The sequence below is a fragment of the Micromonospora sp. SH-82 genome (assembly GCF_051132485.1).
Classification (GTDB): domain Bacteria; phylum Actinomycetota; class Actinomycetes; order Mycobacteriales; family Micromonosporaceae; genus Micromonospora.
In genome coordinates this window covers 4,061,170-4,083,025 of the sequence record NZ_CP148049.1, presented here as the reverse complement: position 1 = coordinate 4,083,025, position 21,856 = coordinate 4,061,170, and the positions used below count along the sequence as shown (strand labels likewise).

Genomic DNA, 21,856 nt, shown 5'->3' with positions numbered 1-21,856 from the left:
GCTGTCGTCGACGTGGCAGAGCCTGCCAGCGGGAGACGCCCTGTGGATCAGTAGAATGACGTATAAGCAACGACGTACCGCCGGCCGATCAACCCCGGACCGACCGGCCGATCAGCACCACACGGACCGGCCGATCAGGACGACTGGCGCAGGAAGATCGCGCTGGCCTGCACCCGGGTCCGCACCTGGAGCTTGTCGAAGATGTGCGACACGTGCACCCCGATGGTCCGCTCGCTGATGAACAGCCGCTGACCGATCTCCTTGTTGGTGAGCCCCTCGGCGACGGCGGCGAGCACCTCCCGCTCCCGGGCGGTCAGGGTCGCCAGTTCGTCGCTCGTGGACACCTTGGATGCGGCACGCACCCGGGTGGTGGGGACGACGCGCTCCTCCAGGTCCACGCGGGCCCGTCCGGCGATCGTGGTGATCTCCGAGGTCATCGGCTCCGCACCCAGCCCGTGAGCCGCGGCGTACGCCTGCCGAAGCAACTTACGGGCGGTGGCGGGACGAGCCCGGCGGCTCAGCAGCGCCTCGGCCTGACGCAGTCGGCAGTAGGCAGCCGGATAGGGATGGTTGTCCCGGTCCCACTCGGCTGCCGCCCGACCCCACAGGTCGGCGTCGCTGGCACCCTCGATCCGGCTGATCTCCGCCGCGCACAGCGCCAGGAAACCCCCGACCACCCGACGGACCAGCTTGGAGGCGTTCTCGCTGCGTACCGCGACCCGCTCCATCGCCTCCCGGAGTCGGCGGACCGCCGTCGGGTCCATCTCCACCGTCCGGCTGGCCTGCGCCTCCGCCTCGGCGCGCAACCCGTGCCAGACCAGGGCGGCGAGGATCGCCACGTCGTCGGAGCGGCTCTCGATGAGCCCACGCTGGACCGCCTGCCGGGCCACGTCGTGTCGGCCCTGCCACATCGCCAGTCCGGCGCGCAGCGTCAACATCGGCAACACGTGTCGGGCGCCCCCGCCGGCGAGCACCGTGGCCACCGCGTCGAGGTCCCGGTCGGCGGCCTCCACCTCCCCGTACCCCACCGACAGTCGGCACCGGGCCAGCAGCAGCTCCACCGCGTCCGCCCCGGAGGGGCGGTGCCGCAGCGCCGCCGCGATCACCTTCTCCGCCTCGGACCACTGCCCCACCCGGAACAGCCCGTTCGTGGCGATCGCCAGCAGCCGGGTCTCGTAGGTGCGGCCCAGCCCCAGCTCGGCGACCCGTTCGGCGCCCCGGCGGGCCACCACCACCCCCTCCTCGATGACGTTGAGCGGCCCGGTCAGCAACTCCGCCAGGTGCAGGTACGCGGTTCCCACATCGGAGGGTCGGCCGGATCGCTCGGCCACCGCCAGCGCCTCCCGCATCACCGCCAGCCCGGCGTCCGGGTCCTCCAGGTACGCGTCGCTGTACCCCAACGCCGCGCTGGCGCGTACCACCTCCGAGGTGGAGCCGTCGACTCCCGCGCAGAGCGTCAACGCCTCCCGGGCCCGCTGTCCGGCGTCGACGTACCGTCCCATCTGCACCAGCAGTTCGGCGAGGTACGCAGCGGCGGTGGCCCGCTCCCGTGCCGTACACGCCGGGTCCTCCAGGACCAGCCGGTACTCCTGCTCGGCCGGGGCGGACCGGCCGGCGGAGGCGAGGTAACGGGCGCGCCGGATCCGCAACGAGCACGACAGCGTCCCGCCCCCGGTGGCGGCCAACTCCTCCAACAGCGCCAACGCCCGGGCGTGTTCACCGCACTGGTGGGCCGACTCGGCGGCGTGACCGAGCAGGGTCACCCGGTCGACCTCCATCCCGGGGGCCTGCTCGGTGGCCCGGTCGGAGAGCTGCAACGCCAACGACCAGTGCCGGTGCGCCTCGGCGTACCCGTGCAACCGCTCGGCCTCCTGGGCCGCCGCCACCGCGGCCGGCAACGCCCGCGTCGGCTCCCCCGCCAACCGCCAGTGGTGCGCCAGCCGGGCCTGGTGCAGCTCCGCCGGGGCGGTGGTCACCGCCTCGGCGTAGCGTCGGTGCAGGACCTGGCGCTCGGCCGGGAGCAACTCGTGGGCGAGGACCTCGGCGACCAGCCGGTGCCGCAACCGGTAGCCGTCGTCGGAGCTGTCGAGCAGCCGGTGCGCCACCGCAGCCCGGATCGCCTCGATCAGCTCCTCCTCCGGCAGCCGCACGACCCGCGCCAGCAGCCAGTGCTCCACCGGTTCCACACCGGCCGCCACGGCGTGCACCACCTCGTGGGCCGCCTGTGGCAGGGCGTCCACCCGGGCCAGGAAGATCTCCCGCAGGTTGTCCGACAACCCGTCCCGGCCGTCCCGCAGGTCCCGGGCGAGTTCCTCCACCACGAACGGGTTCCCGCCGCTGCGCTGCCACACCTGCTCGGCCGCATCCGGGCCCAACGGGCGTCCTACCACCGCCGTGGCCAGCTGCTCGGTCGCCGCCCGGTCCAACGGGGCCAGGTCGACCACCCGTACCGACCGCAGTCTGCGCAGCTCGGTCAGCACCCGGCGCAGCGGATGCGCCCCCTGCAACGACTCCGCCCGCACCGCCGCCAACACCGACAGTTGCAGGTCACCCAGGCCCGCCAGCAGGTACAGCAACAACTGGCGGGTGGTCCGGTCCACCCACTGCAGATCGTCGAGGACCAGCAGCAGCGGACGTCCCTCGGCGATCAGGTGCAGCCCCTGGGAGACCCGCTCCAACAGTGCGCCCGCGCCGTCCGGGCCACCCTGCTCCTCGGCGAACATCCGCAGCAGGCTGCGGACCGCGGAGGAGGTCCGGGCGGGGGCCACCGCCTCGGCCTCCAGCCGACGCAGCGCCTGCAGCAGGGGGTGCAGCGGGGAGGCGTCCCCGATGTCCAGACATGCTCCGGTGAGCACCACGGCACCCCGGTCACGCAGGGCCGCGCCCACCTCACGCAGCAGCCGGGTCTTGCCGACCCCGCTCTCCCCGGTGACGAACACCGCGGCGGTGTGCCCCTGGGCGACATCGTCAAGGAGCGCCGAACGCAGCTTGCTCACCTGGTCAGCGCGGCCGACGAGCGGTGCGGACTCCACATCGCGGGCCATGGCACGCAGCCTAGTCACACCCGGGGTCGACCCACTACGGCCTTGTCCCCCTTGTGGTACCTCTCGCGTCGACTTCACGACCGATGGTTGCGCGGAGCCGACATACGTCGTTCTGCCGATCCCCCGTCGGTCGAGGGATGGGAATCTCCTGACGTCGTGTGGAACCACGCGGGGAAGAGGTGATGGTGATGTCGATGTCAACGATCATCACGGAGACCCGGCCGACGGTGTCGGGGTGGCCGATACCCGAGGAACGACGGACGGTCTCGGTCCTCTTCGCCGACATCGTCGGCTCGACCGCGCTCGTCGACCGGCTGGACCCGGAGGACGTCCGGTCCCTGCAACGGGCGTACTTCGACGCGGTGGCCCGGGTCCTGCACCGATACCACGGGGTGGTCGAGAAGTACGTCGGTGACGCGGTGATGGCACTGTTCGGTGCCCGCCGCTCCGACGGGTTCGACGCATACCGGGCGGTCCGGGCGGGTCTGGAGATCCAGCGGACCGTCGACGGGCAGTCCCTGGGAGTGGGCACCCCGGTCCGGCTCCGGGTCGGGGTGGCCACCGGAGAGGTCATGGTGGACGTACCGGGAAGCCGGGACGGTCGACACGGCACCGCCAGCGGCGCAGTGATCACCACCGCCGCCCGGCTCCAGGCGTACGCGGCACCGGGTGCCGTGGTGCTCTGCGCCGCCACCCACCGGGCCACCGAGGGGCTGCTCGGGCAGGTGGCACTGCCCGCTGTCACGGTGGCCGGCAGGGCGACCCCGCTCGAGATCTGGCGGGCCGAGGACACCGTCACCGTGGCCCCGGCGGCGCACCCGGGTCCCCTGGTGGGGCGGCGTCGGGAGGTCGCGACCGCCACCGACCGGATCCGACGGGCGCTGCGGGACCGGGCTCCCCGCTGGCTGTCGCTGGTCGGCAGCAGCGGCAGCGGCCGGAGTCGACTCCTGCACGAACTCGTCGCGGCACTGCCCACCGTCGGCGCGGCCCCGGTCACCTGGTGCGTGGCGCACTGTCCGCCGCACACCGGGGCGGCCCTCGGCCCGGTCGCCGACCTGGTACGCCGGTTCGCCGGGCTGGTCGGCACCGAGTCGCCCGCCCAGGTCAGGCAACGCCTGACCGCCGTCCTCACCGGCCTGGTACCGGCCCGACGGCTCCCGTCGGCGGTCCGGGCGTCGGCGAACCTGCTCGCCGCGCCGGACACCTCCGCCGAGGCCGCCGACGGGGTCGCCGCCTGGCAGCAGGCCCTGCTGGGCCTGGCGGCCCGCCAGCCGGTGGTGGTGGCCGTCGACGACGTGGACCGGGCCGATCCCCGGGTCCTCGCCTTCCTGCGGCAGCTGGTCACCACCGCCACCGCCCGGGGGCTGGCGCTGGCGGTGGTGGTCACCCACCAGCCCACCCGCGACGACCTGCGGCCCGGGACGCCCGGCCGGGCGGAGCAGATCGGGTTGGCCGCCCTGGGCACGGTGGACACCGGACGGTTGCTGCGTCGGCTGCTGGTCCGCGCCGGTCGACCCGACCAGCCCGTCGACCGGCTCCTGCCGTTGGTCGCCGGCAATCCCGGGTACGCCACGGCGTACGTCCGGCTGGCCGTCGAGCGGGGGGCCGGTGACCCGGCGGAGCTGCCGGTGCCCGACGAGGTACGGCGTACGCTCACCGCCCGCATCGACGTCCTCGACGGCGTACACCGGGGTGTCCTGATGGCCGGTGCGACGCTCGGGGTCAGGTTCACGGCGTCGGCGGTGGACCGGGTGCTGGCCTGGCCCGCCGGGCACAGTGGACCGGTGCTGGCCGCGCTGGCCGACCGGGGTCTGCTGGGTCGGCTGACCCAGGGCGGGTACGCCTTCGTCGAGCCGGTGCTACGCCGGGTCGCGCTCGACCGGCTGCCCCGGGCGGTACGCGCCGAGTTCGCGGGGCGGGCGGCGGCGGGTGAGGCCACGCCCGGGTGCGACGAGGCGGTTCCGTCGGCCACCTGGTCGACGCCGCTCGGGGTGCCCGCCGGGGTGCCGACCGTCCCCCGTCGACCGGTGGCCCCGGCCGCTGCTGCGGCGGCGGTGGGTGCCCCGGCCGGTGGGGGTGTCCTGCGTCGGTTCCCGCCCACCCCGTCGTCGTCGGCGTCCCGGTCGGCGGCGACGCCACCCCGGGCCGCCTGAGCCGACCTCGACGGGACCGACCGGCACCGGGTGGCCGGGCTCAGTCCGTCGGGTCGGTGTCCCCGGGGGTGCCCGTCGCGGTCCGAGGGTGCTCCGGTCGGTCGGCGACGACCCTGCTGCGCCCCCGGAACTCGGCGACCACCTCACCGTCGCGGGTCACCGTGACGTCGTAGATGCCGCTGCGGCCGTACCGGGTCCGCTCGACCGCCCGGGCGAGCAGGAGGTCTCCGGCGTACGCGGGTCGCACGAAGGTGATCTCCGCCCCGGCCGCCACGGTGACCGGACCCCGACTGTTGCAGGCCAGCGCGAACGCGGTGTCGGCGAGCAGGAACACGAAACCGCCATGGGCGATGGCGTGGCCGTTGACCATCGCCGGGGTGACCCGCATCCGGGCCACCCCCACCCCGTCGGCGGCCTCGACGACCTCGATGCCCAGCCCTCGGGACGCCGGGTCGGCGTCGAACATGTCGTGTGCCGCCGTCCGGGCCGTCGACCCCGCGTCGCGGGGTGCGGGCGACACCGGTGCCCGCTGGTCCGCCCTGTCCCCACCCACCGGTCGTCCCTCCCCGGCGTGACCCCTGCACGTCGGACCGTCCCCGGTACGGTACGCCCCGTCGTCGGAGGTCCGCCCGCGCGTCGCCACCCTCGCCACGCGTGGAAACCGCACAATGACCCACAGTCATGGCGTGATGGTGGGAAAGGGGACGACCGGTGGCGAATGCAACGGGCCCGACGGTTCCGACACCCCGGCGGTCACCGGCGGTCATCGACCGGCCGGTGCCGGCGGCGACCCGCCGGGAGGATCTGGTCACAGTGGTCCTGGCGGCCTGCCTGGTGGCCGGTGCACTCGCCGACGGGTGGGCGCACACCAACGTGATCGAGACCATCGAGGGGTTCTTCACCCCGTGGCACGGCCTGCTCTACGCCGGTTTCGCCGCGACCGCCGGATGGACCTTCTTCCTGGCCTACCGCCGTCGGGCGCACGCCCCCCGGTGGTGGCGCGACGGGTGGCCGGTCGGCTACCGGGTGGGCGCGATCGGTGTGGTCGCGTTCGGGCTCGCCGCGCTCGCCGACATGGCCTGGCACGAGACCCTGGGGGTGGAGGTCGGCCTGGACGCCTCGTTCAGCCCGAGTCACCTGATGTTGGTCTGTGCGGCCCTGCTGATGGTCAGCAGTCCGTTGCGGTCGTGGTGGGCGCAGGGCGGGGCCGGGCTGCGGACCCTGACCGGGGTCGGGTCGATGGTCCTCACCGCGATGAACCCGACGATCCTGCTCACCCACTCCTCGGCGTTCCTGACCACGGCACCGACCCGTCCGATCGACGCCCCGAACGGTCCGGTGTCGGCGCTGCTCGGGGTGGACGCCTACCTGGTCACCACGATCCTGCTGGTGGTGCCGTTCCTGCTGGTGCACCGACGCCGGTGCACCCTCGGGGCCGGGGCGGCGGTGGTCGCCGGGGTCGCCCTGTTCGCCCTGGGTATGCACGAGTTCCCGGCTCCTGCGACGGCCGGCGCGGCGGGCGCCGTCGTCGGAGCGGGCCTCGCCGACGTCGTCCTGCACCGGCTCGACGCGGTCCGGGGTCCGGCGGCGGCCCTGCGGCTGCCCCTGGCCGGTGCGGTCTTCGCCGCCCTGGTCTGGGCCGGTCACCTGGGCGGGCTGGCGGTGGCCGCCGGTGTCCGGTGGACCCCCGAGGTGACCACCGGGATCGTCACCCTCGCCGCCGTCTTCGGGGCCGCCCTCGGCGGTCTGGCCGCCCGGCCGGTCCCACCCCGGCAACCTCGCCCCGATCCGACGGGGGACGGCCCGACCGAGTCAGCGCCGGCGGCCGCCGCCACGGCGTGACGGGGGACGACCCGACCGGGTCCGCCCCGGCGACCGCCACCACGGCGTGACGGGCTGGGCCGGGAGCCTCAGCGCATCCGGCGTTCGGGGTGGGCCCGGTTCCAGGCCCGCATCCGGTCCGGATAGCCGGTCCGGGCCGCCTCGTACAGCGGCACCGCGTGCCGGTGCGCGAGCTTCGCCGCCACCCGGGGGTTCCCGGTCCGCCGACGGATCCACTCCCCGTCGTGGGCGATCGCCATGACTGTGGTGTCGGTGGCGGTGGTCTCCGGCTCCAGGTAGAACTCCACCCCCTGCCGACTGGCCACGAACTCCTCCAGCGCGGTCAGGTCCTCCCGGGTCGCCTCACGGTCGAGCTTGGTCGGGATCGTCCCGTCGGAACGGGACCGTCGATTCCACCACGCCATCGCCGACTCCTCTCCTGCGCCTGACCACCCAGTCCAGCACAGCCACCTGTCAGCTTTCTGCGAGCCGGGTGGGAGTCCCCTGGACGGCGGGCGGCGCAGGTCACACCGCCGGCAGCCCGAGCGCCTCGTCGATGCGGGCGAGGAGGGCCGCGTCGTCGTCGGGTCCGACGCTGCGCAGCAGGTCGATCGCGGTGGACCGGACCTGACCGATGATCATCGCCAGGGGCAGGGGGTGGCCGGGCAGGAAGAGCCGCCCGGCGATCCGGACCGCCTCCAGGGCGGCGGTCTCCGCCCGGGCGCAGCACTCGTCGGCGACGCTCTCCCGACCCTCCAGGTCGGCCGCGATCGCCTCCCCGGCCTCGTGGACCGCCTCGGCGAGCAGCCGGACGGCCGCGCCCAGGTCCGCCGGGACCGGGGCCGGCGTCCGGGTGAGGGTCACCCCGGCGCGGGCCAGGACCCGGGCGTTGCGTACGGCGTAGTCGATCTGCCCGATGGAGGCGTCCACGACCCGCAGCCGGCCCCGGTGCCGACGCCGCCGCAGGTGCAGGGCGACCGCCTCACCGGCGGCGAGGACCCCGGTCCGCAGCCGCTCCACCGCCGCGTCCATCCCCCTGGCGCGTTCCAGGGCGGCCTTCGCCTCGACCGGATCGTGGTCGTCCAGGGCGTCGGCCGCCTCGTGCAGGACCGCGGAGAGGTCGGCGAAGGTCTGCCGGAACTCGGCCACCAGCGGGTCGAGCGGGTGCCGTACGGCGGCGAGCTGACTGACGACGAGCGCCACCGCCCCACCGATCAGCGCGTCGACGAACCGGAACGGGATCAGGGTCTCCCCCGGCGGGTCGATCACCACCAGGTAGAGGGCGGAGACGGCGGCCTGCACCACCGAGACGCCCGTCGCCCCGACGGCCACCGCCCCGACGATGGTGAGCAGGATGACGGTGAAGATGGTCAGGGTGTGGCGGGCACCGAGCGCCTGGATCACCACGTCGGCGACGAGCACTCCGGCGGCGACCCCGATCAGCACCTCCACCGCCCGGCGGGTCCGCTGTCCCCGGGCCTGACCCAGGACGATCAGGGCGGCGGCGGGGGCGAAGAACGGCTGCGGGTGACCGACCAGGGCCGTCGCCAGGATCCAGGCCACCGTCGCCGCCAGGGTGCTCTCCAGCACCTGCGGCCAGCCCCGCCACACCCGCTCGGCGGCCTCCCGGAACCAGCTCCACCGGGGCATCGCCACGCCGTCTCCCTCGTCCGCCCCACACCGTTGTGGGTTCCGGCCCTCCATCGTGCTCCCTGGTCGATCGACCGGGGTGGCCAGGGCGGACAAGTGTGACGACGACGGCAGGGACGGTGCCGGACCGGGCAGGCCGGGACGCCGGGTCGGACGACACTGGCCGACCCGGCGCGTACGCGTGGACGACGACAGGCCTGGGGTCGTCCACGCGGGTCCTTCAGACGACGTGCCGCAGGTATCCCGCGACGGCGGCGTCCAGCACCACCCGACCGGGTCGGGCCCAGACCTCGGCGTTGAAGACCTCGACCTCGATCGGACCGGTGTAGCCGGCGGCGTCGACCGCCTCACGGAACCGACGCATGTCGACGCAGCCGTCGCCGGGCAGCCCCCGCCCGAGCAGGACCCCCTCGGGCAGCGGGGTGATCCAGTCGGCCACCTGGAAGGCGGCGATCCGGTCCCGGGCCCGGTCGATCTGCTGGTAGACGGTGTCGTCCCACCACAGGTGGTACGTGTCGACGACCACCCCGACCGTGCCGGGGTCGAACCGCTCGGCGATGTCGAGGGCCTGGCCGAGGGTCGCCACGACGCACCGGTCGGAGCAGAACATCGGGTGCAGGGGCTCGATGGCCAACCGCACCCCGGCGGCGGCGGCCTCCGGGGCGAGGTCGGCGATGGCGTCGGCGACCATCCGGCGGGCCCCGTCGACGTCCCGGCTGCCCTCGGGCAGCCCGCCGGAGACCAGGACGAGTTCGGTGGTGCCGAGCGTGGCGGCCTCCTCGATGGCCCGCAGGTTCTCCTCCCGCCACCCGGGGGAGGTGAAGAACCCGCCCCGGCACAGCGAGGTCACCGCCAGTCCGGCGTCGCGGACCAGCTTGGCCGCCTCCGCCAGGCCGTACTCCTGGACCGGTTCGCGCCACAGTCCGATCCCGGGGACCCCGGCCTCGACGCACCCGGCGACCACGTCGGCCAGCGGCCAGTGCTTCGCTGTCGCCTGGTTGAACGAGAACCGGGACAGGTCGGCGCGGGCCGTCCCGCCGGTCACTGGGGCACCCCGGCGACGGTGAGGTACGCCCGTGCCCGGGCGGCGGCCCGCTCGGCGTCGGGCAGCAGCCCCGCCTCGTCGGCCAGGACGAGCAGCCGGGACAGGTGCGCGGGGGAACGGCCGGACTGCTGGCCGCCCACCATCACGAAGTGGTCCTGGTGCCCGGCCAGCCAGGCGAGGAAGACGATCCCGGTCTTGTAGAACCAGGTCGGCGCGGCGAACAGGTGCCGGGCCAGCGGCAGGGTCGGGGCGAAGACCTCGTCGTAGGTGGCGAGGTCACCCCGGTCGAGGGCGGACAGGGCCGCCGAGGCGGCCGGGGCGATGGCGGCGAAGACCCCGAGCAGGGCGTCGGAGTGGCCCACCTCGTCGCCACGGATCAACTCCGGGTAGTTGAAGTCGTCACCGGTGTAGAGGCGTACCCCGGCGGGGAGGGCGCGGCGCAGCGCGACCTCCCGGTCGGCGTCGAGGAGGGAGACCTTGATCCCGTCGATCGCGTCGGCGTGCTCCTTGACCAGCGTGAGGACCGTCTCGGTGGCCTGGTCCAGGTCGGTCGACCCCCAGTAGCCGGTCAGCGCCGGGTCGAACATGTCACCGAGCCAGTGCAGCACCACCGGCTCGTCGGTGGCGGCCAGCAGGTCGGCGTAGACCCGCAGGTAGTCGTCGGGGCCGGTGGCCGCCGCGGCGAGGTGACGGCTGCACATCAGGACCGGCCGGGCCCCGGCGGTGAGGGTGTCGGCGAGCTGCTCGTGGTAGGCCCGGGAGATGTCGGCCAGCGACGCCGGCCCCACCGGGAGCTGGTCGGTGGCCACCCCGGCGACGATCCGGCCGCCGACCGTACGCGCCTCGGCGGCACTGCGGGCCACCAGTTCGCGTACGGCCGGGTAGTCCAGCCCCATGCCGCGCTGGGCGGTGTCCATCGCCTCGGCGACCCCCAGGCCGTAGGACCAGAGGTGGTGCCGGAAGGCCAGGGTGCGGTCCCAGTCCACGGCGGCCGGGACGCCCGGCACGTTCTCGGCGGTCGGGTCGGCCACCACGTGGGCGGCGGCGTACGCGATCCGGGAGGTGGCCGGGGCGGCGGGGTGCGGGAAGCCGGTGCCGCCGCGCAGCCGGTACCGGGTGCCGTCGGGGAGGCGGACCTCGGTGCTCATCGGTTCAGCTCCGGGATCTCGATGCGACGGCCCTCCCGGGCCGAGAGCAGGCCCAGCTCGGCGAGTTGGACGCCGCGGGCACCGGCGAGGAAGTCCCACCGGAAGGGCTCGTCGGCCACCACGTGCCGCAGGAACGACTCCCACTGGACCTTGAACCCGTTGTCGAACTCCTCGTTGTCGGGCACCTCGCTCCACTGCGCCCGGAAGTTCTCGGTGACCGGCAGGTCGGGGTTCCAGACCGGCTTCGGGGTGGCCGCGCGGTGCTGGATCCGGCAGTTGCGCAGCCCGGCGACGGCGCTGCCCTCCACGCCGTCGACCTGGAACTCCACGAGTTCGTCCCGGTTGACCCGGACGCACCAGGAGGAGTTGAGTTGGGCGACGACGCCCCCGGCGAGTTCGAAGGTGCCGTAGGCGGCGTCGTCGGCGGTGGCCGGGTAGGTGCGGCCGGACTCGTCGACCCGTTCGGGGATGTGCGTGGCGATGTGCGCGCTGACCGTCTTGACCGGGCCGAACAGCTCCTCGAGGACGTAGTGCCAGTGCGGGAACATGTCGACCACGATCCCGCCGCCGTCGGCGGACCGGTAGTTCCACGACGGACGCTGGGCGGGCTGCCAGTCGCCTTCGAAGACCCAGTAGCCGAACTCGCCGCGTACGGAGAGGATCCGGCCGAAGAACCCGCCGTCGATGAGCCGCTTGAGCTTGCGCAGCCCGGGCAGGAAGAGCTTGTCCTGGACGACGCCGGTGCGGACCTCGGCGGTAGCGGCGGCCCGGGCCAGCTCCAGGGCGGCCTCGGTCCCCTCGGCAAGGGGCTTCTCGGTGTAGACGTGCTTGCCGGCCTCGATGGCCTGCCGGATCGCCTTCTCCCGCTGCTGGGTGACCTGTGCGTCGAAGTAGATCTCCACGTCGTCGCGGGCCAGTGCGGCGCTGAGGTCGGTGGTCCACTCGGTCAGGCCGTGCCGCTCGGCGATCTCCCGGAGCTTGGCCTCGTTGCGGCCGACCAGGATCGGCTCGGGCCAGATCCGGGTGCCGTCGGGCAGGGGTACGCCGCCCTGTTCCCTGATGGCCAGCAGCGAACGGACCAGGTGTTGGCGGTAGCCCATCCGGCCGGTGACGCCGTTGACGATGATGCCGATCGGCCTTCGGGTCATGGTCTTCCCTTTCGTCTGACAGTCGAGGTCGGTGGCTGACCACCACCTCAGGTAAGCGCTTTCCTGGCGAGACTAGATGCCGCCCCGCCGCCCGGCAAGGGGCCACCCGGGCACCGGTGCGATCGCGGGGTGTGATCGGACGGACCGCTCTGCGGTAACCTGCTTCTCGGTCGCGGGCGGCGCGACCGGGATCAGGTTTCGGGGGTCACCATGGCCACGCTCGCCGACGTCGCCCGCCGCGCAGGGGTCTCCCCCGCCACCGCGTCGCGGGTCATCAACGGCAGCAGCAAACCGGTCGCCGAGGAGCTGCGCGAACGGGTCCTGCGCGCCGTCGCCGACCTGCGGTACGTGCCCAACGCCCACGCCCAGCTGCTGGCCCGGCCGCACCGCAGCGTCGTCGGGGTGATCGTCCACGACGTCTCCGACCCGTACTTCGCCGAGGTGACCCGGGGCCTGCAACGGGTCGCCACCGAACGCGGACGGCTGCTGATCATCTGCAACAGCTACCGGGACCCGGACCGGGAGTTGGAGTACGTCGAGCTCCTGCGCGCCCAGCAGGTCGCCGCGCTGATCCTGGCGGGCTCGGGCTACCACGACGACACCTTCACCGAACGGCTCAACGAGAAACTCGCGGCGTACGAGGCGACCGGTGGGCGGGTGGCGGTCGTCGGGCGACACGACCACGCCGGCGACGCGGTGATGCCGGCCAACGAGACCGGTGCCCGGCTGCTCGGCGAGGAGCTGGTCCGGTTGGGGCACCGCCGGGTCGGGGTGATCGCCGGTCCCCGGGTCCTGACCACCACCACCGACCGGCTGGGCGGGCTGCGTCGGGCACTGGCCGAGCACGGCTGCCCGTTGCACGACGACCGGATCCGCTACGAGGGGTTCGACCGCGACGGCGGGGCCCGGGCGGCCGAGCAGCTGCTCGACGCGGTACCGGACCTGACGGCCATCGTCGCGTTGAACGACTCGATGGCTGTCGGCGCGCTGTCGGTCCTGCGCCGGCGGGGGGTGGCAGTGCCCGAGCGGATCTCCCTGGCCGGCTTCGACGACATGCCGATCGCCGCCGACGTCACCCCGGCGCTGACCACCGTCCGGCTTCCCCTGGTCGACCTGGGTGCCCGGGCGATGACCCTGGCCCTCGGCCCGGCCTGCGACCAGCCCCGGGTGGAGGTCCTCCCGGCCACGCTGGTGCTCCGGGACAGCGTGGGCGTCGCCCCCTCGCCCTGATCCGACCCGGACCATCACCCGCCCCCGGTCTCAGTCCGGCGAGCCCGGGGCCCGCACTCCGAGGGCACCCGGCGGGTCGATCGCGGCCGGATCCAGCGCCGACCAGAGCGGATCGGCGAGGCCGACGAGTTCGGCGCACCGGTCCCACGGCGGCGGTGGCGCGGTGTCACCGGCCACCATCAGGGTCCGGGCGGCGCACAGGTGTCCCAGGCGCAACGCCGCCCGGGGCTCCAGGCCACGGAGCACCCCACCGAGGTAGCCGGCGGCGAAGGCGTCCCCGGCCCCGACCGGTTCCACGACCGGAACCCGCAGCGCCGGGACGAAGGTCGCCGCCCCGACGCGGGGCAGGGCGGTGGCCCCCACCGCAGCGTCCTTGACCACGACTGTCGTCGGGCCGGGCAGGAGGGCCCGGACCGCCTCGGCGTCGGTCACCCCCCACAGGGTCCGCGCCTCGTCGAGTCCGACCAGGACGACGTCGGCGGCGTCGGCGAGGCGGCGTAACACCTCGGCGGCCCGCCCGGCCGACCAGAGCCGGGGTCGGTGGTTGACGTCGAAGCTGACCGTCGCGCCGGACACCGGGCGGTCGTCGACGGCCCGCTCGACGAGGGAGAGGCAGCTCGACGAGAGCGCCGCGGTGATCCCGGACAGGTGCACCAGCCGGACCCCGGCCAGCCGGGGGTCGTCCAGCACCGCCGGGTCGAGCCGGGTGGCCGCCGAGCCGCGACGGTAGTAGTGGACCGCTGTCGCGTCGCGGCCGGGGTCCTTGGCGTACAGGCCGGTCGGGGCCGTCGGGTCGACGGTGACCAGGTCCACGTCGACCCCGGCGGCGGCGATCCGTCCGACGACCATCCGACCGAACGGGTCGTCGCCGACCCGGCTCAGCCACGCGGCGCGGTGCCCGAGCCGGGACAACCCCATCGCCACGTTGGACTCGGCGCCCCCGACGCCGAGCGACACCCGGTCGGCCGCGTCCAGGGGCCCCACCGGGTCGGGGGCGAGCACCACCATGGTCTCCCCGACGGTCACCACCTCGGGTCCGGCCCGCAGGGCCGGGTGACCGCCACCGGCCCCGGGTCCGCCGGTCACGGCGTCACCGAGGTCGGGACCCGCGGGCGGGGTGGCGGCAGGTGTCGGAGCGCCGGGCCGGGTGGCGGCAGGGTCGGGGGCACTGCTCACCGGTCCCGACCGGCAAGGGCCGCCGCCCGGTCCCTGTCGATCAGTCCGTCGACGACGGTGACCCGGTGTCGGCCGGTCCGGTGGGTCCCCGCCGGCACCGTCGCCGGGCTGTCGAAGGCGAAGGCCACGCAGACCCCCGGGTACATGGCGGTCCGGACGAACCACCTGTCGCCCTCCCCCAGTCCGGTGAAGACCAGTGTGTACGCACCACCACCCGGCCCGGTGCCGCCGAAGGCCAACCAGGGGGCGTCGCTGCCGTTGACGGTCTCCTCCCCCTCGGCGTCGGCGGTGAAGGTCACCGCGTCCCCGGTCGGAGCGGCGCGCCAGAAGAACCCGCCGTACCCGGCCCCGCCGGGGCGACCGTTCGTCGCCGGGCTGCCCAGGTGCACGTCCCGGTCGGCCGGGGCGGTGAGGGTGTAGTCGAGGTCCAGCCGCCACGCCGCCGGGTCGCCGTCGACCCGCGTCGCGGCGAGCCGACGTTCCTCGGTCAGCAGCACCCCGCCGCCCCTGTCACACCACCGGAGTCGGTGTGCCAGCCGGTCGGGGGTCCGGTCGATCCAGTCGGTATGGACGATCCGGCCGTGGTCGTCGCGCCAGGTGTAGCCGGTGTCCCGGACGTAGGTCCGCCCGCCCCAGAGGTTGGTCCCGTCGACGTCCTGCACGGCCAGGGAGGCGCCGAGGTGCCAGACGTGGTCGGCGGGGAGCACGTCGGTGACCGGGGTACCGGCGAGGGTCCGGACCGGATGCAGGTACGGCCGGGGGCCGTGCCTGACGTCCAGGTCCGGGTCGAGGACGTACGTGGCCACCGGCACGTCGTCGACTGTCAGACGGGGGTCCTCGGTCACGTGGTCTCCTTCCGTCCCGCCGTCCGGCGGGCCACCGCGTGCAGGGCGGCGATCGCGTATCCGGCCAGCAGGACGGCAGCCACCGGGTGGATCATCAGGGTCAGCAGGCCGGTGAGGAGGACGACCCCGGCCAGCGCCGCCCAGGTGCCGGGCCGGGCCAGGCAGGTCCGGGCGGCGCTGCGGGCGGCCGAGCGCCACCCGACCCCCCCGCTGCGGCCCACCTCGACCACGACGAGTGCGGCGTGACCGGCCAGGGCCAACGTCGCGGCGACGGTGACCAGCAGGGCGGGGATCCCGCCGGGGACCCGGCCGGCCGCCAGGGCCAGCAGGTCGGCGACGAGGATCCCGACGACCAGGAGGGTGAGCGCGGTGACCGCCGTCCCGGGCAGCACCGCCCGACCGAAGCGGCCGAGGGTGCGCCGCGCCGACGGCCAGCTGCCGGTCTCGGCCCAGTCGTGGACGGCGGCGCTGGCCGTGCCGACAGCCGCCCCGGCGGTGAACACCGGCACCGAGGCCAGCACCACCGTGGCCCCGACCAGTGCCAGGTCGGTGGCGTCCCGCAGGACGTCCCGCCAGTCACGGGCCGCCACCACCGGTTCGGTGTCCAGGCCGTCGACCCGGGTCACTGTCGCGCCCACCCCGGTCACCCCTTGAGCCCGCTGGTGTTGATGCCCTCGACGAGCAGCCGTTGGAAGGCCAGGAAGAACAGGAAGACGGGCAGCAGCGACAGCACCGACATGGCGAACATCGGTCCGACGGCGCTGGCGCTGGTGGAGTCGATGAACAGGGTCAACGCCACCGGCACCGTGTAGTCCTGCAACTCGGAGAGGAACACCAGCTGACGGAAGAAGTCGTTCCAGGTCCAGATGAACGAGAAGATCGCGGTGGTGACCAACGCCGGACGGCTCAGCGGCAGGATGACGTGCCGGAAGATGCCGAACGCGGTGGCCCCGTCGATCTTGGCGGCCTCGTCGAGTTCACGCGGTATGCCCCGCATGAACTGCACCATCAGGAAGATGAAGAACGCCTCGGTGGCCAGGAACTGCGGGATCAGCAGCGGCAGGTACGGCCAGTCCCCACCGACCAGACCCAGGCTCCGGAACAGGATGTACTGCGGGATGATCAGCACGTGTCCCGGCAGCAGCAGGGTGCCGATCATCAGGGTGAACCACATCCCGCGCAGCCGGAACCTCAGCCGGGCGAAGGCGTACGCGGCCAGCAGGCAGGAGACCGCGTTGCCGACGACTGTCAGCAGGCTGACCATCGCGCTGTTGAGGAAGAACCGGCCGAAGCTGAAGTCGAAGTTCGTCCACCCGCTGGTGTAGTTGCCGGGGGTGAAGACCTCCGGCACCAGGCCGATGTTGTTGACGATCTCCGCCTGCGACTTGAAGGAGGTGCCGACCATCCAGATCAGGGGGTACAGCACCACCCCGACGATGCCGACGAGGATGGCCAGGCGCAGGAACTGTCGGCCGTTGCCCGGCCGGCGCCGCGTACTGCGGGCCGCCGTGGGGGTTGTCGCCACCATCACCGCTCCCCGTCCGAATAGTGCACCCAGAACCGTCCGGTGCTGAAGAAGATCGCCGTGATCAGCGCGATCGCGAGCAGGAAGACCCAGGCCATCGCCGAGGCGTAGCCCATCTCCAGGTCGGTGAAGCCGGAGATGTAGAGATTCAGGGTGTACATCAGGGTGGAGTCGACCGGGCCGCCGGTGCCGTTGCTGAGGACGAAGGCGGCGGTGAAGCCCTGGAAACCGTTGATCGTCTCCAGCACCAGGTTGAAGAAGATCACCGGGGAGAGCATCGGCAGGGTGACGTGCCAGAACTGGCTGATCTTGCTGGCCCCGTCGACCGAGGCGGCCTCGTACAGCTCGACGGGGACCTGCTTCAGCCCGGCCAGGAAGATGACCATGGGGGCACCGAACTGCCAGATGGCCAGGACCATCAGGGTCTCCAGCGCCCAGTCCGGGTCGTTGACCCAGGGCTTGCCCTCGATGCCGAACAGGGCGAGGAAGGAGTTGAAGGCCCCGTCCCGGTTGAACATGTTGACCCAGACGATGGCCAACGCCACGCTGCCACCGAGCAGCGAGGGCAGGTAGAACAGGCTGCGGAACAGCCCCACCCCGCGCCAGGCCCGGTTGAGCAGCAGCGCCACGCCGAGGGCTGCAGCCAGCTTCAGCGGTACGGCGATCAGCGCGAACTTCAGCGTCACCTGCACCGCGTGCCAGTACGCCGGATCGCTGGTGAACATCCGCTCGTAGTTGGCCAGCCCCACCCACTCGACCTCGGACAGGGGGGTCAGGATGTCGTAGTTGGTGAAGCTGAGGTACAGCGACAGCAGCATGGGGATCGCCGTGACGGCCATCAGGCCGAGCAGCCAGGGCGACAGGAAAACGTATCCGGCCAGACCTTCGCCGTGCCGGTTCCGTCCGGCCCCGCGCGCAGCGGGGGGCCGGACGGAACCGTCGCCACGTCGGGTCGGACCGGGCGCCGTGGTCAGGGCCACGAGCCGGCTCCTCTCCGAACTCAGGTCAGGCGATCGCGGACTTGCAGGCGGTGACGAACTGCTCGGCCGCCTGGGCCGGGGTGAGTCGGCCGTACTGGGCCTCCTCGGCGGCCTTGATCAGTTCGGCGCGTACCTTGCTGTGGCCCTTGATCGGCACCTGCGGGGAGGCGCCGAAGGTCTCGGCGAGCTTGGTCTCCACCTCGATGGACTGCTTCATCGCCGGGTCGTCGATCTCCGCGCTGACCGCCTGACGAAGGTCCAGGTTGGACGGCAGGCCCCGGTCGGTGCCCAGGAGCTTGACCGCCTCCGGGTCGTTGACCAGGAAGTTCAGCACGTCCACAGCCGCGTCCTTGTGCTTGCTGCCCCGGAAGACCGACCAGTACATCGAGGCCCGGGCCCACTGCGCGCTCGGGTCACCGGGGTAGGCGACCACCCCGAGCTCGTCGTTGGTGTTCTTCTTCAGCTCCGGCATCTGGTTGACCCAGACCCAGGAGGTGCCGGCCTTGCCGGTGACCACGAGCTGCTTGGTGATGTCGGTGGCGTTGCCCTCGTGGATCACGTCGGCGGTCGGGGTGGCCCCACGGTCCCGGGCGCCCTTCCACAGCTCGAACCACTTGGTGACGTCCTCGGCGGTGAAGCCGAGGTCGTTGCCGGAGTACAGGTCCTTGCCCTGCTGACGCAGCCACACCCAGAACGCCTTGTAGTCGGCGCTGGGGTCCATGGTGCCGGGGACCTTGGTCTTCTTGCTGACCTGCTCGGCCCAGGCGACGTGCTCCTCCCAGCTCTGCCCGGTGGTCGGCTCGGGCAGACCGTTCTCGGTCAGCAGGGTCTTGTTGTAGACCAGCCCCTGGGTGTTCTCCCCGGCCGCGAGACCGGCGAGCTTGCCGTCGACGACGCCGTACTGCCAGAGGCTCTCCGGGAACTTGGAGACGTCGAGCTTGCCGCCGTCCTTGTACTCGTTGAGGTCGAGGGTGGTGTTGCGGGAGGCGTACTCGGCGAGGAAGTTGTCGTCGATCTGGAAGATGTCCGGCGGGTTGCCCCCGGCGGTCAGGGTGGCCAGCTTGTCGAAGTAGCCCTGGTTGGCCTGCCAGGTCGTCTTGAAGGTGACGTCCGGGTTCTTCGCGGTGTAGAGCTTCAGGGCCTCCTGGGTGAGCTGGTTACGGGCGTCGCCACCCCACCAGAAGATGGAGAGTTCGACCTTGCCGTCGGAGCCGGCCTCGTCGTCGCTGCCGCAGGCGACCGCACCGCCGAGCAGCAGCGGCACGGCCACCGCGGCGGCGACGAAGCGGCGCAGGAGTCGACGTCGGGGAAGGGGGGTACGGTGTGCCTGCTCGGCGGAGACACCGGAGGTGGGGGACGTTGCGGGGTGCATGAGCGCTCACTCCTTGGCTGAGGAGGCGACTACCTCACCGGGGGTCGCGGCCGGGCAGCCCGGGTCCGCAGGGCCATGCGGGCCCGGGCCGTCGGTCGCGGCACCGGATCGGGGGCGGCCGGACCGCAGTGCCGGCCCGGTCGAGTCGCGGATGACCAATTCGGTCTGGAGCATTAACTGGGCGGTGGTACGTCGGTCGCCGGTTGCCGTACTCCGTCCGTTGCCCCGTCTCGGGGCCTCGGGGTCCTGTTGCAGCAACATGTCGACGGCCGACCGGCCGGCGGCTCCCGTCGGGGTGGCCACCGTCGTCAACTTGGGCCGGGTGAGCCGGCTGAGGGCGATGTCGTCGATGCCGACGACGCTGACGTCCTGCGGGACCCGGACCCCGAGGGCGTCGAGCCCCTCGATGAGCCCGATCGCCATCAGGTCGTTGTAGGCGAGCACGGCGGTGACGCCGGTGCGGTGGACGTTCTCGGCCTGGGCGCCGCCACCGGCGACGGTGGGCGGGTTGGGGCCGAGCAGGGTCAGTTCCGCGCCGCCGGAGCGGGCCGCCGCCCCGGCGGTACGGCGGATCTCCCGGTTGGTCCAGGACCCCCGGGGCCCGCCGAGCAGGCCGATCCGCCGGTGACCGAGGCCGACCAGGTGCTCCACTGCCGACCGGGCACCCTGCCCCACATCCATCATCACGCAGGGCAGGCCGGCGACCTGGCGGTTTATCACCACCAGGGGCACCTCTCGGCTGAGTTGCTCGATGAGGCTGTTGCTCATCCGGGGGCTGCACAGCAGCACGCCGTCGACCTGCTTGGCCAGGGCGTGGACCAACTCCTCCTCGGCCGACGGGTCCTCGTTGGTGTCGGCGACGAAGACGTGGTAGTCACGGCTTCGCGCCTGACTCTCGGCCGCCTTGATCAAGGGTGGGAAGAAGGGGTTGGCGATGTCGGCGATGATCAGCCCGATGTTGTGGGTCCGCCCGGTGATCAGGGCGCGGGCCGCTCGGTTGGGTCGGTATCCCAGGTCCTCCGCGCAGGCCAGCACCCGGACCCTGGTCTCCGGGTTGACCAGGTGCGGTGCGGAGAAGGTCCGGGACACAGTGGAGATGTGGACACCGGAGGCGCGTGCGACGTCGCGGATGGTGACTGGCACGACGACTCCTTCCGTCCGGTGTGGTTGCGGTCACTCAAGTGCCGCCAATTAATGCAAACGGTTGCTCCAGTGTCAACGGTGGATGGTTACAGATAGGTTTCGGTGACGCTCCCACCATGACCACTTAAGCCACTAAAAGCGGGCAAAGGTTGCAGGATTCGGCAACATCGTTGACTCCAACCAATCGAACATGGTTACTTCACTGCAAACCTTTGCAAGACCACTGGGAGGCCGTCGGGATGTCAACGATCAACCAGGGGCGGGCGCGGTACGCGGTGATCGGCACCGGTGCCCGCGCCGAGATGTTCGTCCGAGCCCTGGTCGGCACGCACGCCGCCACCACGGAGCTGGTCGCGTTCGCCGACGTCAACCAGGCGAGGATGGACGCGCACAACCGGTGGCTCGGCGAGCTGGGCCATCCGGCCGTGCCCACGTACCCCGCCGCCGACTTCGCCGCCATGCTGCAGCGGGAACGGGTCGACGTGGTGCTGGTGACCACCACCGACGTCACCCACGACGAGTACATCACCGCCGCCCTGCACGCCGGGTGCGACGTGGTCACCGAGAAGCCGATGACCGTCGACGCCCCCCGCTGCCAGCGGATCCTGGACGCGGTCGCGGAGACCGGCCGGAAGGTGTCGGTGGCCTTCAACTACCGGTACAACCCTTTGCACGAGCAGGTCCGCCGGCTGATCGCCGACGGCGCGGTCGGCGAGGTCGGCTCGGTGCACTTCGAGTGGCTGCTCGACATCCGACACGGCGCTGACTACTTCCGGCGCTGGCACCGGGAGAAGGCCAACTCCGGCGGGCTGATGGTCCACAAGGCCAGCCACCACTTCGACCTGGTCAACTGGTGGCTGGCAGCCACCCCGGTCCAGGTGTACGCGTCGGGCCGGCTGTTCTTCTACGGCGACCACGGTCGACGCCACGGCTACGCCCGCGACTACGAGCGGGTCCACGGCTCCCCCGCCGCCACCGACGACCCGTTCGCCCTGCGGATGACCGACCACCCCCGGCTGCGCGAGCTCTACCTCGACGCCGAGGGCGAGGACGGCTACCACCGCGACCGCAACGTCTTCGCCCCCGGGGTGACCATCGAGGACGACATGGCGGTGCTGGCCACGTACTCCACCGGCGCCACCATGACCTACCACCTGACCGCGTACGCCCCCTGGGAGGGCTACCGGGTCATGGTCAACGGCAGCCGGGGCCGACTGGAGCTGGAGGTGGTGGAGAGCGAGTTCGTCAGCCCCGCCGCCGCCGGGGCGCTCAAGGGCGCCGCCCTGCACGGCAACGAGGCCGCCGCCGAGGGCGGGTCGGCGTCGTTGACCCTGCGCCCGTACTGGGAACCACCTCGGTCGATCGAGGTCGCCGGCTACACCCGGGAGGGACACGGCGGTGCCGACGCCCGGATGACGGCGGTGCTCTTCGGTGGGGAGACCGACCCGCTGGGCCGGGCCGCCACCGCCCGCGACGGCGCCCTCGCCCTGCTCACCGGCCTGGCCGCCAACCGGTCCTTCGAGACCGGTCAGGCCGTCCGGGTCGCCGACCTGCTCACCCTCCACTGATTGACGTC

The 21,856-nt window shown here is 72.9% G+C and carries 18 protein-coding genes; 4 read left to right on the top strand and 14 right to left on the bottom strand.

What is annotated here, in order from left to right:
* Positions 1 to 134: 134 nt before the first annotated feature.
* A complete protein-coding gene (locus WHN02_RS18150; protein ID WP_434739922.1) occupies positions 135 to 3,044 on the bottom strand; it encodes a helix-turn-helix transcriptional regulator in 2,910 nt (969 codons plus the stop codon).
* Positions 3,045 to 3,238: 194 nt separating this feature from the next.
* On the opposite strand from WHN02_RS18150, the gene WHN02_RS18145 reads away from it, so the two are divergent.
* Positions 3,239 to 5,197: an adenylate/guanylate cyclase domain-containing protein gene (locus WHN02_RS18145; RefSeq protein ID WP_434739921.1), complete on the top strand. Its 1,959-nt coding sequence runs from the start codon at positions 3,239 to 3,241 to the stop codon at positions 5,195 to 5,197.
* A 40-nt stretch (positions 5,198 to 5,237) separates the two neighbouring features.
* Here the strand turns inward: WHN02_RS18145 and paaI are convergent, their stop codons facing one another.
* Positions 5,238 to 5,663: a hydroxyphenylacetyl-CoA thioesterase PaaI gene (gene paaI / locus WHN02_RS18140; RefSeq protein ID WP_434743995.1), complete on the bottom strand. Its 426-nt coding sequence runs from the start codon at positions 5,661 to 5,663 to the stop codon at positions 5,238 to 5,240.
* Between the two features lie 245 nt (positions 5,664 to 5,908).
* Between paaI and WHN02_RS18135 the strand changes: the two genes are divergently transcribed.
* On the top strand, positions 5,909 to 7,039 hold the full coding sequence (locus tag WHN02_RS18135; RefSeq protein ID WP_434739920.1) for a hypothetical protein: 1,131 nt from the start codon (positions 5,909 to 5,911) through the stop codon (positions 7,037 to 7,039).
* A gap of 68 nt (positions 7,040 to 7,107) precedes the next feature.
* Here the strand turns inward: WHN02_RS18135 and WHN02_RS18130 are convergent, their stop codons facing one another.
* The 5 genes from WHN02_RS18130 to WHN02_RS18110 all read right to left on the bottom strand — a co-directional run bounded on the left by WHN02_RS18130 (position 7,108) and on the right by WHN02_RS18110 (position 12,009).
* Positions 7,108 to 7,443 carry a hypothetical protein gene (locus WHN02_RS18130; protein WP_434739919.1) on the bottom strand — a complete coding sequence of 112 codons (336 nt, stop codon included), beginning with the start codon at positions 7,441 to 7,443 and terminating at the stop codon, positions 7,108 to 7,110.
* Positions 7,444 to 7,543: 100 nt separating this feature from the next.
* Positions 7,544 to 8,668 carry an FUSC family protein gene (locus tag WHN02_RS18125; protein WP_434743994.1) on the bottom strand — a complete coding sequence of 375 codons (1,125 nt, stop codon included), beginning with the start codon at positions 8,666 to 8,668 and terminating at the stop codon, positions 7,544 to 7,546.
* Between the two features lie 220 nt (positions 8,669 to 8,888).
* Positions 8,889 to 9,686: a sugar phosphate isomerase/epimerase family protein gene (locus WHN02_RS18120; RefSeq protein WP_434743993.1), complete on the bottom strand. Its 798-nt coding sequence runs from the start codon at positions 9,684 to 9,686 to the stop codon at positions 8,889 to 8,891.
* 23 nt (positions 9,687 to 9,709) lie between these two features.
* A complete protein-coding gene (locus WHN02_RS18115; RefSeq protein WP_434739918.1) occupies positions 9,710 to 10,861 on the bottom strand; it encodes a dihydrodipicolinate synthase family protein in 1,152 nt (383 codons plus the stop codon).
* Positions 10,858 to 12,009, bottom strand: a complete 1,152-nt coding sequence (locus WHN02_RS18110; RefSeq protein ID WP_434739917.1) for a Gfo/Idh/MocA family protein — start codon at positions 12,007 to 12,009, stop codon at positions 10,858 to 10,860. The genes WHN02_RS18115 and WHN02_RS18110 overlap by 4 nt, the downstream gene beginning before the upstream one ends.
* A gap of 210 nt (positions 12,010 to 12,219) precedes the next feature.
* On the opposite strand from WHN02_RS18110, the gene WHN02_RS18105 reads away from it, so the two are divergent.
* Positions 12,220 to 13,239, top strand: coding sequence for a LacI family DNA-binding transcriptional regulator (locus WHN02_RS18105; protein WP_434739916.1), 1,020 nt, complete (start codon positions 12,220 to 12,222; stop codon positions 13,237 to 13,239).
* A 30-nt stretch (positions 13,240 to 13,269) separates the two neighbouring features.
* Here the strand turns inward: WHN02_RS18105 and WHN02_RS18100 are convergent, their stop codons facing one another.
* The 7 genes from WHN02_RS18100 to WHN02_RS18070 are packed head-to-tail and all read right to left on the bottom strand — an operon-like array spanning position 13,270 to position 20,280.
* On the bottom strand, positions 13,270 to 14,415 hold the full coding sequence (locus WHN02_RS18100; protein ID WP_434739915.1) for a sugar kinase: 1,146 nt from the start codon (positions 14,413 to 14,415) through the stop codon (positions 13,270 to 13,272).
* Entirely contained in the window at positions 14,412 to 15,260 is an 849-nt protein-coding gene (locus tag WHN02_RS18095) for a PmoA family protein (protein ID WP_434739914.1), read from the bottom strand. The genes WHN02_RS18100 and WHN02_RS18095 overlap by 4 nt, the downstream gene beginning before the upstream one ends.
* Positions 15,257 to 15,898, bottom strand: a complete 642-nt coding sequence (locus tag WHN02_RS18090; RefSeq protein WP_434739913.1) for a hypothetical protein — start codon at positions 15,896 to 15,898, stop codon at positions 15,257 to 15,259. Before WHN02_RS18090 ends, WHN02_RS18095 begins: the two co-directional genes overlap by 4 nt.
* Positions 15,899 to 15,903: 5 nt before the next feature.
* Positions 15,904 to 16,788: a carbohydrate ABC transporter permease gene (locus WHN02_RS18085; RefSeq protein WP_434739912.1), complete on the bottom strand. Its 885-nt coding sequence runs from the start codon at positions 16,786 to 16,788 to the stop codon at positions 15,904 to 15,906.
* Positions 16,788 to 17,765, bottom strand: a complete 978-nt coding sequence (locus WHN02_RS18080; protein WP_434739911.1) for a carbohydrate ABC transporter permease — start codon at positions 17,763 to 17,765, stop codon at positions 16,788 to 16,790. The genes WHN02_RS18085 and WHN02_RS18080 overlap by 1 nt, the downstream gene beginning before the upstream one ends.
* A gap of 25 nt (positions 17,766 to 17,790) precedes the next feature.
* On the bottom strand, positions 17,791 to 19,137 hold the full coding sequence (locus WHN02_RS18075; protein WP_434739910.1) for an ABC transporter substrate-binding protein: 1,347 nt from the start codon (positions 19,135 to 19,137) through the stop codon (positions 17,791 to 17,793).
* A 6-nt stretch (positions 19,138 to 19,143) separates the two neighbouring features.
* The gene (locus WHN02_RS18070) at positions 19,144 to 20,280 is read right to left on the bottom strand and encodes a LacI family DNA-binding transcriptional regulator (RefSeq protein WP_434739909.1); all 1,137 of its coding nucleotides are present in this window, start codon (positions 20,278 to 20,280) and stop codon (positions 19,144 to 19,146) included.
* A gap of 239 nt (positions 20,281 to 20,519) precedes the next feature.
* On the opposite strand from WHN02_RS18070, the gene WHN02_RS18065 reads away from it, so the two are divergent.
* Entirely contained in the window at positions 20,520 to 21,848 is a 1,329-nt protein-coding gene (locus tag WHN02_RS18065; RefSeq protein WP_434739908.1) for a Gfo/Idh/MocA family protein, read from the top strand.
* The last annotated feature ends 8 nt before the right edge of the window (positions 21,849 to 21,856 follow it).

What these genes read in the sequence shown, in the direction of transcription:
- WHN02_RS18150 (WP_434739922.1), bottom strand. Translation starts at nt 3,044, where the DNA reads ATGGCCCGCGATGTGGAGTCCGCACCGCTCGTCGGCCGCGCTGACCAG.
- WHN02_RS18145 (WP_434739921.1), top strand. Translation starts at nt 3,239, where the DNA reads ATGTCAACGATCATCACGGAGACCCGGCCGACGGTGTCGGGGTGGCCG.
- paaI (WP_434743995.1), bottom strand. Translation starts at nt 5,663, where the DNA reads ATGTTCGACGCCGACCCGGCGTCCCGAGGGCTGGGCATCGAGGTCGTC.
- WHN02_RS18130 (WP_434739919.1), bottom strand. Translation starts at nt 7,443, where the DNA reads ATGGCGTGGTGGAATCGACGGTCCCGTTCCGACGGGACGATCCCGACC.
- WHN02_RS18125 (WP_434743994.1), bottom strand. Translation starts at nt 8,668, where the DNA reads ATGCCCCGGTGGAGCTGGTTCCGGGAGGCCGCCGAGCGGGTGTGGCGG.
- WHN02_RS18115 (WP_434739918.1), bottom strand. Translation starts at nt 10,861, where the DNA reads ATGAGCACCGAGGTCCGCCTCCCCGACGGCACCCGGTACCGGCTGCGC.
- WHN02_RS18110 (WP_434739917.1), bottom strand. Translation starts at nt 12,009, where the DNA reads ATGACCCGAAGGCCGATCGGCATCATCGTCAACGGCGTCACCGGCCGG.
- WHN02_RS18105 (WP_434739916.1), top strand. Translation starts at nt 12,220, where the DNA reads ATGGCCACGCTCGCCGACGTCGCCCGCCGCGCAGGGGTCTCCCCCGCC.
- WHN02_RS18085 (WP_434739912.1), bottom strand. Translation starts at nt 16,788, where the DNA reads ATGGTGGCGACAACCCCCACGGCGGCCCGCAGTACGCGGCGCCGGCCG.
- WHN02_RS18075 (WP_434739910.1), bottom strand. Translation starts at nt 19,137, where the DNA reads ATGCACCCCGCAACGTCCCCCACCTCCGGTGTCTCCGCCGAGCAGGCA.
- WHN02_RS18065 (WP_434739908.1), top strand. Translation starts at nt 20,520, where the DNA reads ATGTCAACGATCAACCAGGGGCGGGCGCGGTACGCGGTGATCGGCACC.